A 14,917-nucleotide genomic window follows, 5' to 3' on the forward strand; every position below is an offset into this window, starting at 1 on the left:
TCCCTTTTATTATACAAAATGTAAGGTGGAGGGGATAGGGGATATTTCCATTTTTTTAAACTGTTAAGTTATGTAGGATGAGATATAATAAGAGTGCACAACAAGTTTTAACCTTTTTCAAAACAGGCAGTAAAGCTCCTTCTTATAAGGAGCTTTCTTTATGAAAAGTGTTGATAATGATTCTCTTTAATGATAAACTGTATTCAAAAGTGATAATCATTATCAAAAAAGGTTGGTGCGTAAGTATGGTATATGCATTAGTAGCAGGTACAGTCGCTGTATATGCAGTTATTGCGAAGTATGTTTTAAATGGAGTAGGAACAGCAAAATGAGTGATATGACATAAAATCCCTTTCATTTGTAAAAAGAATGAAAGGGATTTTTTATTTTTAATGAGAATATGCTGAAAATTTAGTATGATAGTAAAGTGAAACTGTAATCAATGGGTAGGTGTAACTCTCACTGGTTATGAACTCGCAAATAGCGGGGAAAAGTATATACATCTTGGATAAAGGGGAACAAGGGGATGACAAACATAGTACAGACAAACGGTATGAAAAAACTTGTTTGTTTTTATGAAGAGTGGCAAAAACACGGCGATGCAGAGAATAGTTTAAAGTTGTTTGAGGTAATTCAAAAATATAAACAAGAACAGCTTATGATAGCGTTCTGCGGTCACTTCTCTGCAGGGAAATCAACGATGATGAATCATCTATATAAAGCGCAGTTGTTACCGACAAGTCCAATTCCGACAAGCGCTAACGTTGTCAAAATTGAAAAAGGAATGGATCGTGTTGTTGTAACGGTTAAATCTGGAGAGCAGTACGAATATGACGGTGCATATTCAGCAGAAGAATTAAAACAAATTTGTAAAGACGGCGATGAAGTAATTGGTGTTCATATTTATCGAAACGACGCGCCAATTCCTGAAGGGGTTATGTTAGTTGATACACCAGGGATTGATTCAACAGATGATGCCCATCAATTAGCGACAGAGTCGACACTTCATCTGGCAGATGTCATTTTTTATATGATGGATTATAATCACGTCCAATCGGAAGTGAATTTACAATTTGTTAAAGAATTGAAACAACGTAATAAAACGGTTTATCTCGTTGTAAATCAAATAGATAAACATAAAGAAAATGAATTATCATTTGAGAATTATAAAGATAGTGTAAAACAATCATTCTCTAACTGGGATATTGAAGTAGATGGTGTTTATTATACGTCATTACGAATGATGAACCATCCACATAATGAAATTAGAAGCTTAGAAGCGTTAATTACTTCTATTATGAAAGAAAAAGAGCAGTATGTAAGGACTGGAATGGAGCGAGAAACAGAATATTTAATGGGGGAACATTTCTCGTTTATTGTTTCTGAAAATGAAAAAGCTCTTTTGAAATATGAGGAAGAGTTAGCATCACCACTTTCTATTTCAGAGGTAGTTGAAAAGAAGGAAGAGTTAACGGAAGCGAAAAATTGTGAGGCAAGTAAAGAATCTCATGTGAGAAACGAATTTATAAAAGGTTTACAAGCTATATTAGATAACGCTTATTTAATGCCATTTGAAATGAGAGAATTGGCAAATGCATATTTAGAAACGAAATTAACAAAATTTAAGGTCGGTTTGCTATTTTCGAAAGGAAAGACGGAGCAAGAAAAACAAAGACGTGTAGAGGCGTTTTATTCTGCCCTTCAAAAAATTGTTGAAACGCAGCTTGATTTTCATGTGAAGGAATTTATTGTAGCCTTCTTAAAAGAAGAAGGATTGTTCACGGAGGAAATTGGGAAAGACATATATGGGTTAGAAATTGCTTTCGGACCAGAAATGTTGGCCGAAGTAATTAAACAAGGTGCAGGTTTCACAGGTGATTACTTACTTCTTTATACAGCGGATGTAGCGAATGAACTGAAGAAACGTTATTTTATAAAAGCACAGCAAATTTTTGATAAAAGTGCGGTCGTTTTAAAGCAAAAGGTGAGGGAAGCAGTTGCTCGTATTGAAGAAGAGATTGAAACATATACGATGTTGCAAACGGCGAAAGAAACACAATTACAATACAGTAACAATTTGGAGGCATATGAAGACCATTTACGAAATGTTTGGCACGATCATGTTGCTACGCCTGAAGGGTTGCAAATAGATGAGATATTGCAAAGGGAGGCACAAATTGTTAGTGAGAAATTTACACTACAAGAGCAGGAAATCGTAAACGATAACGTAGCGGTTCATGAAGAAGAGCTGAAAGGAACGGCGGCTTTAAATATTCAGCGGATATTAGAGAAAGTGAAAAAAGCTGAAACGATATTAGAGCCATTGCCAGCGCTGAAACATGTACAGCAAGAGGTAATAGAGAAAAGAAGACGTGCGGAAACAAAACAATTTACAGTAGCGTTATTCGGAGCATTTAGTGCTGGAAAATCATCATTTGCCAATGCCTTACTCGGTGAGAAAGTACTTCCTGTATCACCAAACCCGACGACGGCAACGATTAATCAAATTTTGCCGGTTACAGAGAAAAAACCACACGGAACAGTAATTGTTCAGTTTAAATCAAAGCAAGCGTTATTAGAAGATATGAAAGCTGTTTATAAGCTGTTTCATTATGAGATTGCTACGTTAGATGAAGCGTTAGTACAAATTGATAAAGTTATGAAATATCCTTCACCAACTGGGAAGCAAAAAACAACATTTAGCTTTTTACGAGCGGTACAAAAAGGGTATGATGCAGTTTCTACTTATTTAGGAGAACAAGTACAAGTTACATTAGAAGAGTTCTCTGATTATGTAGCGAATGAAGAGAAATCATGCTTCGTTGAGTATATGGAACTTTATTATGATTGTGCTTTAACAAGGCAGGGAGTAGCGCTTGTAGACACACCTGGAGCGGATTCTATTAATGCTCGCCATACGGATGTTGCATTCCAGTATATTAAAAACGCAGATGCTATTTTATTTGTAACATATTATAACCATGTATTCTCTCGTGCTGACCGTGAATTTTTAATTCAGCTTGGTCGTGTAAAGGATACTTTTGCCCTTGATAAAATGTTCTTCTTAATTAATGCGGCGGATTTAGCAGAGTCTGAAGAAGAACTTGAAATGGTAAAAGGTTATATCGCAGATCAGCTGCTGCAATACGGTATTAGAAATCCGCGTTTATTTGCAATTTCAAGTTTATGTGCGCTTGAAGAGAAACAAGGAAAGAATGTTGAAAAAGAGAAGTATGGTATTTTACAAAACTCTGGGATTACGAAGTTTGAGGAATCATTTACGTCCTTTATGATGAGAGATTTAATGCTTGTTTCTGTGCATGCTCTATATGGTGCTTTGCAAGGGGCAGATCAGCTTTTAGTAAACATGATAAAGGGTGCAAAACAGGGGAATGAAGAGAAAGAGAAGCAAACGAAAAAATATGAAGCAGAGCGTGATCAACTACTTCATATCATTTCATCATATAGTGTACTTGCTGAAGAACAGGCGATGCAAAATGAAGTGAAAGAGTTGCTTTATTACGTGCAACAGCGTCTATTCCTACGCTATAACGATGTGTTTACTGAATTTATTAATCCGGCGTCACTTCGAACGGATGGAAATGTGAAAACACAATTGCAACAGTGTGTTATGGAATTAGTAGCATTTATTCAGCATGATTTATTGCAAGAAATGCGTGCGACATCATTACGCCTTGAAAAATGGATAGATGAAGCGATGAAGCGTGCAAAGGACGAAATTGTAGTGAACTGTAAAGTAGAAAATGAATCAATTTCTATGAATGGAACAGTGGAGTATGAATATAAAGATATTACACATAAAGAACCGTTTCCTTCAGTTGAAATAAAAGATTTCAAAAAAGCATTGGCACATTTTAAAAATGAGAAAAGCTTTTTTGAAAAGAATGACAAAGCTTTTATGCAAGAAGACGCTAAATCTGTATTAGAACCGCTCGTATCAAACTATGTAGCTGATGAAAAAGATTTATTTGTTCATCATTATAAGCAAGAGTGGGATATGAAGTGGAACTTATTCCAAAAAGTGATGCAGCAAGATGTGATGAACTATTATGAAAGTATATTGTTTGCATTGGCTGAAACGATTGATGTATCTCTATATGAACAAAGTAAAGAACAATTGCAAAAGCAGTTAGTAGAGATTGAAAAAGAAATTTATGTTATATAGTCGTTAGGAGAAAAAGATTCGTTCAATTTTCTTTTGCAGTACAGTATCTAAAGATTTTACAAATCCAGCAAATTCATCGGTAGAAATCATATGAGTAAGAACGAGTCGTCTGCCATCTGGTGTTTCACCGCATAAGACGAATGAAGAAAATTCATATGTTTTGTTTTCAACTACTAATTTTGGATAGGAATACGTGTCGCTTTTCTTCTTCTTTCCATCAATAGAGATGACGTTGCATTTTTTCTCATTGTTGTCCATGGTGAATCCCTCCTTTCTATTACTTATGGTAGACAAGGAGGGTTTAGAACAATAGAGAAGGGGGAATTTTTTATGTCTGTTGTAATAGAACGTATTCCAAAAGAGGCTATACCGAAGTCTCTATTGTTACTTGCTGATCCAAGTGAACGGCAAATAGCTACGTATGTACAAAGAGGATTAACATACGTAGCTAAGCAGGGGGGGAGCGTTATCGGTGTATATGTTCTTTTGGAAACAAGGCCAAAGACGATGGAAATCATGAATATTGCGGTTGCAGAGCATTTGCAAGGAAAAGGGATTGGGAAGAAGCTATTAAGGCATGCTGTAGAAACTGCTAAAGGATACGGTATGTCAAAACTTGAAGTTGGTACAGGCAATTCTAGTGTTTCACAACTTGCTTTATATCAAAAATGTGGATTTCGTATTTTTTCTATTGATTTTGATTACTTTTCGAAGCATTATGAAGAAGAGATTATTGAAAATGGGATTGTATGTCGTGATATGATCCGGCTTGCAATGGAATTGAATAAAAACGTATAACTATTTAGGGGGAAGAGAAGATGGAAGTACATAAAGCAATTACAGCACATTCTCGTAAACAAAATGAAAGTGTAAAAGCATGTTTACAATTAGATGCACAGCGTGAAGCAGCTATTGAAGCTGCCGTATCTCTTGCGTCAAATGGGAAAGAATTTTCGGTTGATGTCATTAATGTTGTAACGAAGCAAATTAATGATCTTGCAAAAAATGGTGTTACCTTGCAGCGTAAATATGTTACAGAAGAAATGGTTATGGAGTATGTAAGTCGTTTGAAAGAGAAAGAAGGTCGTTAAAGATGATAGTTACAGTCGAATGGTTACGTGAGCATATAGAAGATGAGAATGTCCGTATAATCGATTGTCGTTTTGATTTAGCGAATCCTAATTGGGGTAGAGAAAAGTATGAAGAAGGACATATTCCTCATGCGTTATATTTTGATTTGAATTTAGATTTATCAAGTCCTATAGCAGAACATGGTGGCCGCCATCCTTTACCAAATATTGAGGAGTTTGCAGACAAGCTTTCGGAGGCTGGTATTGATGAGCATACGACAGTAATTGCGTATGACAGTCAAGCCGGTGCAAATGCTGCTCGTTTATGGTGGTTATGTAACTATGTAGGACATGAGAAAGTATATATATTAGATGGTGGTTTCCCGGCTTGGAAAGAGAATGGACTACCGACAACAGCGGAAATTCCTGTTGCTATACGAAAAACATTCAAAGCTAATATACAAGATTATATGCTTGTAACGATGGAAACGGTCAGAGAGAATATCCGTGCAGGTGCGGATGTTACATTAATTGATTCAAGAGAGCCGAAACGTTATGCTGGTGTAGAGGAACTTGTCGATCATAAAGCAGGACATATTCCAACAGCGGTAAACCATTTCTGGAAGGATGGAATGTTGCAATCAGGACAATTTAAGAATAAAGCTGGGCAACAAGAACGATTCCAAAATCTGTCGAAAGATAAGGAAACAATTGTATATTGTGGTTCTGGTGTTACGGCATGTCCCAATATCGTTGCATTAAAATTGGCTGGATTCCAAAATGTAAAATTGTATGCAGGTAGCTGGAGTGATTGGATTTCTTATCCAGAAAATCAAATTGCAAAAGAAGAAGATTAATCACTTGCATGCAAAAATAATTTGTATTAAAATAAGGTCACAAGCAAGAGATTGCTCGAAAAACTTTGTATTTTACACATTAGAAACAATGTGATAATATAACGACAAGTAAATAATACATCCTGCGGTGTGCGTAACTTATTTATGTCTAAAACCGATGTTAGTTATACGGAAGCTCAATATTTAGCGACCATCATCAAGCCTTCCTTGTGGAGGAAGATGTACGGTAACTGTGAGGGCATCCACCTGCGAGTAGCGGGTTTTTGGACATTTACGAGGAGCGGCACGTGCGGGGGTCTTATTTCAACTAACCTTATATAAAATTCCTACGGTGTACGTAGCTTATGCATGTCTTAAACCAATAAGTTTAATATGGAAGTTCAATATTTAAATGTAGCTAACATGCCATCTTTTTAAGAAGGAAGTTACAAACATTTGTGAGAGCATCCACCTGTGAGAGCAGGTTTATGGACATCTAGAGAGAACGGCATATGTGGGGCTATATAAAAACCTTACGTTTTATACGTAAGGTTTTTTTGTTGCATAGATATATCAATATTATCTTGATTCACCTGTGAAGTTTCCGTAATAAATGTAGCACTTTCTGTCTTCATCAATCTCTCTTGAATCTAAGGAGAACTCCATAGACATGCCGTCTCGCTGAATATATATAATATCTGAATGAAGAGATGGTAAAATTTCTTCATAGTTCCATACATCTTGACTATCTACTATGTTTGAACTCGTTTCACTTAGTTCTCTAATTTCAAAACCGATGTAGGAGTATGTAGGGTCTGAAGGGTCATTTGTGAAAACTTCTTTTTGAATATAAATAACTGCTGTTCCGTCTGGATCAACCGAAGTTGCAGTAACAACATAAGTATTTTTCTCTTTAATAAAATATTCACAAGTCATGCGTGCGATAATTTCAAAATTAGAAATATTGGCGTAGTTCCATAAAGCAGGATACCCTTTCGTTTCATCATTAAGTCGATATTCTAAGCGCATTTAATCCCTCTTCTTCCTTTTTCTTCTACTTTATCATGCCATCCTATATAATAGGAATAGAATTTAAAAAGGGGAGTGCGAAGGTGACAAAAACGAAATGGCTAGTAGGTGGTGTCGTAACGTCTTTAATGACTGGCACTTTATTTGGTTGCGTACAAGATCTTCCCCCAAAACCGAATGATAATAGTTGTTCTGATTGGGATTGGGATGATGAACTTGGGGTATGGCAGTGTGATGATAGTAGTTCAGGTTATCGTGGGCATTACTTCTATGGTGGACGATACTATCAAAATAAATCCACTTTTAAAAATTCATCGGCGTTTAAATCGTATCAATCGTCTGCTGAATTTAAAGGTGGAATTGGAAGCGGTTCAAAGGGAGGATTTGGGGGCTAAAATATGTCGCAATACATAAGGGATAGAAAAGAATTTTATTTAAAATATCCGAATTTTTGGTCGGATTTATATGAATGTGAGTATAGTTTGTTTCATGTTTTTTCTATAACAAATCAGACTTTGGAACAAGTACACTTAGCGACTGAACGAATGGGTAAAATATTTTTTAAGACTGCTAGACTTTTGCGAAATTTAAGTGACGAACAGCTTCTTGAGCTTGGTTTTCCTCCTGCGAGCTTATCATTCATTAGAATGAAAGGGCTTTATCCTGAATCTGTAATTTCGCGATTTGATTTTGCCGTAACAGAGGATAACCAAATCAAAATGCTTGAGTTTAATAGTGATACACCAACTTTTATTATGGAATGCTTTCAAATGAATGGGAAAGTATGTGGAAATCTAGGCTATGATGATCCAAACTCGGATCAAGAACGATTGCTATCTTCTGGTGTAACGAAAGCAGTAATGGAAGCAACAAAGGGATTAGATAATCCAAATGTTGTTTTTACAGCACATCATGAACATATCGAGGATTGGAATACCACTATGTATTTAAGTCAGCTATGCCATGTTGAAAATAAAGTAGTGCCAATGTCAGAACTTAGAATTACAAAGGATGCTCTAGTCGATAAAGATGGGGCGAAGATTGATGTTTTATATCGCCAAACATATCCGATAGAAGATTTAATTGAGGATCAAGATCCTGAAACAGGAGATTTGGTAGGTGTGGAACTGTTACAACTTGTAAAAGCCGGAAAGCTTTTTATAATAAATCCTTTGTCAGCATTTTTACTTCAGCCAAAATCAATTCAGTGTCTTATTTGGGGGTTAGCAGAAGAAGAGGCCTTTTATACAAATGAGGAACAACAGTGGATTAAAGAATATATGTTACCTACATATTTAGAACCAGATTTATTTTTAGGCAAAGGTTCTTTCGTTCAAAAACCTTCATTTGGGAGAGAAGGAGATACAATTACGATTCGCGATAAAGACGAAAATATTATGCTTCAAAATGCACACCAAACGTATAAAGCGTCACTGCCGATATTTCAAAAGTATACCGAACTGCCAGTCGTATCCTTGGAAACAGAAAAAGGGATCGAGAAACTGTCATATGTGTTTGGTTCGTTTTTAATTGCTGGAAAAGCGAGTAGTATCGGTATTCGTGCGGGAGAAAAGATTACAGGAAATGAATCGTACTATTTACCGGTAGGTATAAAAAGGAGGGGAAAAAATGATTAATTTTTTATTATATTTAGTAGTAACACTCGGCCTTTTATGTATAGGTCTGTTCTTGATGGAAGTGACAACGAAAGTAAAGGAATTTAAGTTAATGGCTCAAGGAAATAAGGCGGTAAGCTATGTACTTGGAGGACGATTACTTGGGTTAGCTGTTGTTTTATATTCGACAGCAGCTAATTCAATTTCACTTCTTGATATGATTTCGTGGGGAGCAGTTGGGATTTTGGCTCAAATTATCGTCTTTTATTTAGCTGAGTGGCTTACACCACGCTTTAATATAAACAAAAGTCTCGAAGAAGATAATCAAGCAGTCGGTCTTTTTCTTATGTTTTTATCAATTTCAATCGGGATTGTAATTGCTGGTTGTATAACTTATTAAAAACTTTACGTTTAAACGTAAAGTTTTTTATTTTATCCCGTAAAAGCCCGATTGGTGAGGGCTGATTAAAGTTTCACTTTATATATGTTAGTTTGCCATACCTTTTGAAAAAATTGTAGGCTACGGTTGACATCTATTTTAAATAAGAGTAACATTTTCAATGTAATGAAAATAAGTCTCTGTTAGGTGAGGCTCCTGTATAGAGAAATGCTACTGCCCAAAAATGTCGAGAGACGCCAATGGGTCAACAGGAATGATCGAATTAAGGTTTTTCTTAACGTAGCTGGTAATGTACCTATGCTATACAGTGCTAAAACTCGGTGAGGGAGAGGTCCGTAGATTTCTAATTATATTAGAAATCGTTTATTTGTGTATGTAATGGCCGCTACTCTCTTAAGGGTAGGGGCCTTTTTTGTTACCAAGCTATGAGTAATTTCATAGTATAAACTATAAAATTAAACGAGGAGGTGAGGAGCATGTCAAATTCTGACTCGGTTCCGTTACCCATATACTTCAAATCAAAAATATATGATGTAGGCAGGAAACGATTTGTTCCTCCCTCTATATTTATCATAATGTAGCGTTTATAAAACGCGAGACACTTTCACAGTAAAGTGGATAAATTGAGAAACAAAGCGTTTCTTCCTATGTTGTAAAGGAGGAGACGATAATATGTTATATGCAAACAAAACTGTGGGTAACACGTCATATAAACTAAGTAAAAAATCAATAAAAGAACAAACAATGCTCCAAAAAAATAAAGATTTATTAATTGAAATTGCAACAAGAGATGTAAAATCTGTATTTGCATATTTTAAAACAACAAGAGACGGACTATCAATGAAAGAGGCACAAAAACGTATTCAAGTATATGGCCGAAATGAACTAACTTCAAAAAGAGCACTTCTCGCAGAAGTAATGATGAAGCTTGGTGGCATGATTCCAGGTTTTTCAAAACAACGTGTGTGTGATGAATTACAACGTGAAACGATTACTGTATCTAGAGTAGAATGTTCTAGTAGTACAGGGCTAAATAGTGAACTGAAAATGATGGAGATACCAGTGCAAGAACTTGTACCTGGAGATATAATTTTTCTTTCGGCTGGAGATGCTGTGCCGGCTGATGTACGTATTATTTATGCAGATGATTTATTAGTGAATGAGTCTGTGTTAACGGGAAACGAAGCGAATATAGAGAAGTTTGAAAGCTGCTATCACCTTGAACGTAAACGATTTATTCCATTAAAACGGATGAAAGATTATAATCCACTTGAGCTTGAAAATGTATGTTTTAAAGGTTCACATATCGTTAGTGGAAATGCAAAGGCTGTCGTTGTTTCTACTGGAAAAAATACGTATTCAGGCATATTGCATACTTGTTGTAGTAGAACGTCTTAATGTGTTAATGGTGCTAAATATACAAAAACAATGTATAATAGACAAAGTTGAGCAAAAACGTAGAATGGTAATCTATTTATATAACCTTACGTGATAACGTAAGGTTATTATTTTTTTAATAGGAGAGGAATTATGAAAAAAGTATTATTAGTTGATGGTATGGCACTATTATTTCGTGCTTTTTACGCAACAAGTGTCTACGGACAATTTATGAAACGACAAGATGGAACCCCTACGAACGGGATTCATGGTTATATGAAACACTTATTAACAGCTACGCAAGCGATCGAACCAACACATATCGTTACATGCTGGGATATGGGAAGTACGACATTTAGAACAGAATCGTTCTCGAATTATAAAGCAAATCGTGCAGCGCCACCAGAAGAATTAATTCCTCAATTCGATTTAGTGCAAGAAATGACTGCGAAATTATCCATTCCAGTTATCGGTATGAAAGGCTACGAAGCGGATGATTGTATCGGTACGCTTGCAAAACAATACTGCAATGAAGCTGAAGTTTATATTTTAACAGGTGATACGGACTTACTTCAACTTGTTGATAAGAACGTTACAGTTATGCTTCTGCGTAAAGGAATTGGAAATTACGAATATTACACACCGGAGAAAATCATGGAAGAAAAAGGTGTAGAGCCGTGGCAAATCGTCCATGCAAAAGCTTTCATGGGAGATACAAGTGATAATTATCCAGGTGTAAAAGGTATCGGTGAAAAAACAGCGTATAAGCTTATTCAAGAGCACGGAACAGTATCCGCTGTACTAGAAAATGTAGAATCATTAACAAAAGCGCAGCGTACGAAGATTGAAAGTGATTTAGAGAACTTAAATATTTCGTTACAATTAGCCGAAATTCACTGTGAAGTTCCAATTTCATGTTCACTAGAAGAAGGGTTACACACAATGGATGAAGAAAAACTTAGATTTGTTTGTGAAGAAATGAATTGGGGAAGACCTGAAATATTAATAAATATGCTATAAATAGTTTGGAAAGAGGGATGTTGCATAAGTCGAACTTTGACTTGGTGACACCTTCTTTTTGTTTTTGTAAACAGTATGATAGTAAATAAAATTATGTCGAACTCAATTTTTAATATATAAATGTTTCGACAAGATATAATGATAAAAGTTGATGAAAATAGTAATTTTTATAATGAAGTGAATTAATTTCAACATAGTTTTAGAGAGCCTTTTTTTCGTGTTCACAAAGTTGTCAGAAAATAAACGGAATTTTCATATGAAGTTCAAATAGAATTCACAACAATCAATTATTATAAGGACACACAGATAATTCTTTATCTTTTATATAAACCATCCCCCAAGGAGGACAATGAAAATGAGAAAAAAAGTGAGAAAATCTTTTAAACAATTATTAATTGAAAATAAACAATCACTATTAAATAATAAAGAAAATATGAAGGAAATTGAAGAGAGAATTGAGAAACGACATGTAGCATATAGTGGTGCTAGTAATTAAATAAAATAAAAAAGATAGCCTATGCAGGCTATCTTTTTTATTTTATATTGAAAAAACGCTATTCATCTCTTTAATTTATGTAAATTTGCAAGATATTTTTATAGCGTTTTTCTATCAATATTACTCATTTTTCGAGGTTGAAATTGGTATATACCAATTTTTGAGATTCGCTATTCATAATATTACAAAAAATGTTACAATACACTCAAATTTATACTATAAAATCATTTTAATATGAAAAATTGGAATGAAAAGAAAGGAGAGGAATATGAATAAAGATGTCGCTTTGAAATGATTATTATCATTTCATTAGGAGTTGATGTAAAAAGATGAAGAGATACGAGGAATTGGATTCTATAAGAGGGATTTCTTCATTAATAGTAATGATCGGTCATCATTTAATGATTTTTTCAGCATTTCAAAATTACAGTTATGAAGATAATAAACCATTTGTTGTGTATCTATTAAAAGAAACGCCTGCTCGTCTAATTTTTAGTAGTGGTAACGAATCAGTTATTATCTTTTTTGTTTTGAGCGGATTTGTTTTGTATGAATCTATTCAAAAAAACTATAGTAGCTATGGGTCATACCTTTTAAAACGTATATGCAGAATATATATTCCTTATATTGTGGCAATAATTATAGCTATTGTATGCCAGATTACAATTAGTGAATATGGTATTTCTTATTTAAGTGAATGGTTTAATCGCTCATGGACGATTGAAAGTTCTTCAAGCTTAATCGCACAACATATTTTATTGGTTGGGAAATATAATACAGATGCATATAACGGTGTGATTTGGTCACTTGTCCATGAAATGCGAATATCAATAATTTTCCCGTTAATTTTGATGATTTGCTTACGAAAAACGTTAAGGTGTTCATTACTATTATTGTTTAGTTTTAGTATATGTTCTGTCGTAATATTATTTTTGTTTCGCTCGGGCTTAACATTAACAAGCTATGCATTAACATTGCATTACACAGTGCTGTTTTTACTAGGAGCACTAGTTGCGAAGTATAAAAATAATTTAATAGTTTTTTATAGTAATGGTACTAAAAACACGAAAATTGCATGGTTTTTATTTGCGATTTTACTTTTTATGTATGAAGGGCTTATAGGAGAAATTAAAGTGCTCAATAATTTTATATTTCGAGACTACGTAGTGGCGATAAGTGCATGTTTATTGGTCATATTAAGTTTGTCAATATCAACTTTGTCGTCCTTGCTACATAATAAATATTTGTTATATTTGGGGAAGATTTCTTACAGTCTTTATTTATACCATATTATATCGTTGTTTTCCCTTATATACATGCTCCATGAAATATTACCGTTGCCTATTATTTTAATTTTTTCACTTGTTTTTTCGTTTATACTTGCAATGCTTTCGTATGTATATGTAGAAAAATTTGCATTCGGAGTCGGAAAGTATGTAACAAAACAAGTGGATAGAAGAGAGAAAGGGTTATCTGTAAAGAGTGAATTGCAGGATGTTATTCAGAAAAGGGCGGTGAAATAATTGAAGCAAGAAATGAGTATAAAAGATTTTCAACAATTACTGAAAAGAAGATTCGTAACGATTATTTTAACGATGTGTTGTTTAACCGCTTCTTTAGTTCTTATCTCTATGTATGTTTTAAAGCCGTCATATCAATATTCAACGCAAATTCTTGTTGGGAATTTAGATGAGTTTAATAAGGAAAATTCAACAAATAAAACACAAGAGAATAAGCAACTAGTAACATCGTATGTTGATATTTTAAAAAGCCCATTAATTATTTCAACAGTCAAAAAAACTTTGAAATTAGAGCAATCAAGTTATGAATTAGCACAAAAAATCTCGGTTGTGAATACGGACAACTCACAAATTGTAACTGTTACAGTAAAAGATTCCAATCCGAAAATCGTGAAAGACATTGTAAAGACATTGGCAGAGCAATCACAAAAAAGCTTTCAACAGTACACAAATGTACAAGGGGTGAAAGTATTAACTGATCCTGAGTTACAGGAACAGGCTGAAAAATTGTTTCCGAAATTTCAACTGATCATTCCTATTTCTTTAATTGTTAGTTTTTTTGTTGGGATAGGTTTAGCTGTATTTCGAGATTATTTTGATGAACGTATATACACGGAACAGGATTTAGAGAAAATAACAACAGTCTCTGTTATTGGTCACATAAATATGAAACCGAATAGAAAAAAGAAACCTACAGAGGTTGATAAACAATCATCTATATATCGAGGTGAACATGTCGATGTTTAGGACAAAGAAACAGCTGCCATTCGATCTGCATGATGATCTGATGAAAGAGCAGTTTTATACGGTGTATCACGATCTGAAAAAATCTGGAAAACAACTGTTCACAGTTAGTTCAACGAAGGACAGAGGGGTTGTTGCCTCGCTTATAGTAAATATGGGTCTAGTGTTTGCGGAAATGAAGAAAAAGGTGTTACTTATTGATGTGAATTTTTCTGACCCTAAATTACAGGTATTATTACAAAGTGATCACATGATAACAGTAAACGATATAATAAGCTCTTCCCCCTACAATTATGAATCTTTTTCTAGTAATTTGTCTAAATACTTATATTGTATTCCTGCAAAAAAAACAGTACACACAGGGACGTCCTTAGTTGCTATGGATGAATTTGATAATGCGATTGCTAAGTGGAAAGAAGATTTTGATTACATTTTCTTTTATTCTTCTGAAGTATTTGATCTTCCTGCTACGCACATTATTGCAGGGAAATGCGATGGAGTGGTCTTAGCAGTTAAAAAGCGAAAAGATTCACTACGTACAGTGCAAAAAGTAATAGCGGATATAAATAGGAAAGAATGTGAATTAATAGGTATAATTTTATATTCTTGAATGTGGGGGTAAC

16 protein-coding genes, 2 other RNA genes and 1 riboswitch are annotated in these 14,917 nt (G+C 34.4%); of the genes, 16 read left to right on the plus strand and 2 right to left on the minus strand.

Annotation, left to right across the window (positions count from 1 at the left end; translation table 11 throughout):
- The first annotated feature begins 176 nt into the window (after positions 1–176).
- The gene (locus ACTFP3_RS04295; protein WP_000600125.1) at positions 177–332 is read left to right on the plus strand and encodes a hypothetical protein; all 156 of its coding nucleotides are present in this window, start codon (positions 177–179) and stop codon (positions 330–332) included.
- Between the two features lie 194 nt (positions 333–526).
- Positions 527–4,186: a dynamin family protein gene (locus tag ACTFP3_RS04300; protein WP_326036908.1), complete on the plus strand. Its 3,660-nt coding sequence runs from the start codon at positions 527–529 to the stop codon at positions 4,184–4,186.
- Between the two features lie 3 nt (positions 4,187–4,189).
- On the opposite strand, the gene ACTFP3_RS04305 is transcribed toward ACTFP3_RS04300, so the two are convergent.
- Positions 4,190–4,444: a DUF3931 domain-containing protein gene (locus ACTFP3_RS04305; protein ID WP_000369740.1), complete on the minus strand. Its 255-nt coding sequence runs from the start codon at positions 4,442–4,444 to the stop codon at positions 4,190–4,192.
- A gap of 72 nt (positions 4,445–4,516) precedes the next feature.
- Between ACTFP3_RS04305 and ACTFP3_RS04310 the strand changes: the two genes are divergently transcribed.
- From ACTFP3_RS04310 to ssrS (ACTFP3_RS04330), 5 genes are all read left to right on the plus strand, one after another.
- Positions 4,517–4,984: a GNAT family N-acetyltransferase gene (locus tag ACTFP3_RS04310; protein ID WP_000117689.1), complete on the plus strand. Its 468-nt coding sequence runs from the start codon at positions 4,517–4,519 to the stop codon at positions 4,982–4,984.
- Between the two features lie 20 nt (positions 4,985–5,004).
- Positions 5,005–5,277 (plus strand): YpbS family protein, encoded by a 273-nt coding sequence (locus ACTFP3_RS04315; protein WP_000451818.1) that lies wholly within the window; start codon positions 5,005–5,007, stop codon positions 5,275–5,277.
- Between the two features lie 2 nt (positions 5,278–5,279).
- Positions 5,280–6,113, plus strand: coding sequence for a sulfurtransferase (locus ACTFP3_RS04320; protein WP_139849132.1), 834 nt, complete (start codon positions 5,280–5,282; stop codon positions 6,111–6,113).
- 116 nt (positions 6,114–6,229) lie between these two features.
- Positions 6,230–6,412: non-coding RNA, 6S RNA (gene ssrS / locus ACTFP3_RS04325), on the plus strand.
- 21 nt (positions 6,413–6,433) lie between these two features.
- A non-coding RNA gene (ssrS, locus tag ACTFP3_RS04330) (6S RNA) lies at positions 6,434–6,617 on the plus strand.
- Positions 6,618–6,671: 54 nt separating this feature from the next.
- On the opposite strand, the gene ACTFP3_RS04335 is transcribed toward ssrS (ACTFP3_RS04330), so the two are convergent.
- Entirely contained in the window at positions 6,672–7,121 is a 450-nt protein-coding gene (locus ACTFP3_RS04335) for a hypothetical protein (protein WP_326036909.1), read from the minus strand.
- 83 nt (positions 7,122–7,204) lie between these two features.
- On the opposite strand from ACTFP3_RS04335, the gene ACTFP3_RS04340 reads away from it, so the two are divergent.
- The 9 genes from ACTFP3_RS04340 to ACTFP3_RS04380 all read left to right on the plus strand — a co-directional run bounded on the left by ACTFP3_RS04340 (position 7,205) and on the right by ACTFP3_RS04380 (position 14,904).
- The gene (locus ACTFP3_RS04340; RefSeq protein WP_440009378.1) at positions 7,205–7,516 is read left to right on the plus strand and encodes a hypothetical protein; all 312 of its coding nucleotides are present in this window, start codon (positions 7,205–7,207) and stop codon (positions 7,514–7,516) included.
- A 3-nt stretch (positions 7,517–7,519) separates the two neighbouring features.
- Positions 7,520–8,758 carry a glutathionylspermidine synthase family protein gene (locus tag ACTFP3_RS04345; protein WP_061113346.1) on the plus strand — a complete coding sequence of 413 codons (1,239 nt, stop codon included), beginning with the start codon at positions 7,520–7,522 and terminating at the stop codon, positions 8,756–8,758.
- The gene (locus ACTFP3_RS04350) at positions 8,751–9,137 is read left to right on the plus strand and encodes a DUF350 domain-containing protein (RefSeq protein WP_000606868.1); all 387 of its coding nucleotides are present in this window, start codon (positions 8,751–8,753) and stop codon (positions 9,135–9,137) included. Before ACTFP3_RS04345 ends, ACTFP3_RS04350 begins: the two co-directional genes overlap by 8 nt.
- 171 nt (positions 9,138–9,308) lie before the next feature.
- A riboswitch (M-box (ykoK) riboswitch) is annotated at positions 9,309–9,474 on the plus strand.
- Between the two features lie 335 nt (positions 9,475–9,809).
- On the plus strand, positions 9,810–10,535 hold the full coding sequence (locus ACTFP3_RS04355) for a P-type ATPase (RefSeq protein WP_000964947.1): 726 nt from the start codon (positions 9,810–9,812) through the stop codon (positions 10,533–10,535).
- A gap of 132 nt (positions 10,536–10,667) precedes the next feature.
- Positions 10,668–11,534, plus strand: coding sequence for a 5'-3' exonuclease (locus ACTFP3_RS04360; RefSeq protein ID WP_000757067.1), 867 nt, complete (start codon positions 10,668–10,670; stop codon positions 11,532–11,534).
- A gap of 355 nt (positions 11,535–11,889) precedes the next feature.
- Entirely contained in the window at positions 11,890–12,030 is a 141-nt protein-coding gene (locus ACTFP3_RS04365; protein WP_001228048.1) for an FbpB family small basic protein, read from the plus strand.
- 329 nt (positions 12,031–12,359) lie between these two features.
- The gene (locus tag ACTFP3_RS04370; RefSeq protein ID WP_326036910.1) at positions 12,360–13,553 is read left to right on the plus strand and encodes an acyltransferase; all 1,194 of its coding nucleotides are present in this window, start codon (positions 12,360–12,362) and stop codon (positions 13,551–13,553) included.
- A complete protein-coding gene (locus tag ACTFP3_RS04375) occupies positions 13,554–14,297 on the plus strand; it encodes a YveK family protein (protein WP_088363426.1) in 744 nt (247 codons plus the stop codon).
- The gene (locus ACTFP3_RS04380) at positions 14,284–14,904 is read left to right on the plus strand and encodes a CpsD/CapB family tyrosine-protein kinase (RefSeq protein WP_326036911.1); all 621 of its coding nucleotides are present in this window, start codon (positions 14,284–14,286) and stop codon (positions 14,902–14,904) included. The genes ACTFP3_RS04375 and ACTFP3_RS04380 overlap by 14 nt, the downstream gene beginning before the upstream one ends.
- Positions 14,905–14,917: the final 13 nt, after the last annotated feature.

The organism is Bacillus cereus group sp. MYBK5-2, from assembly GCF_051915685.1.
Taxonomy (GTDB): domain Bacteria; phylum Bacillota; class Bacilli; order Bacillales; family Bacillaceae_G; genus Bacillus_A; species Bacillus_A cereus.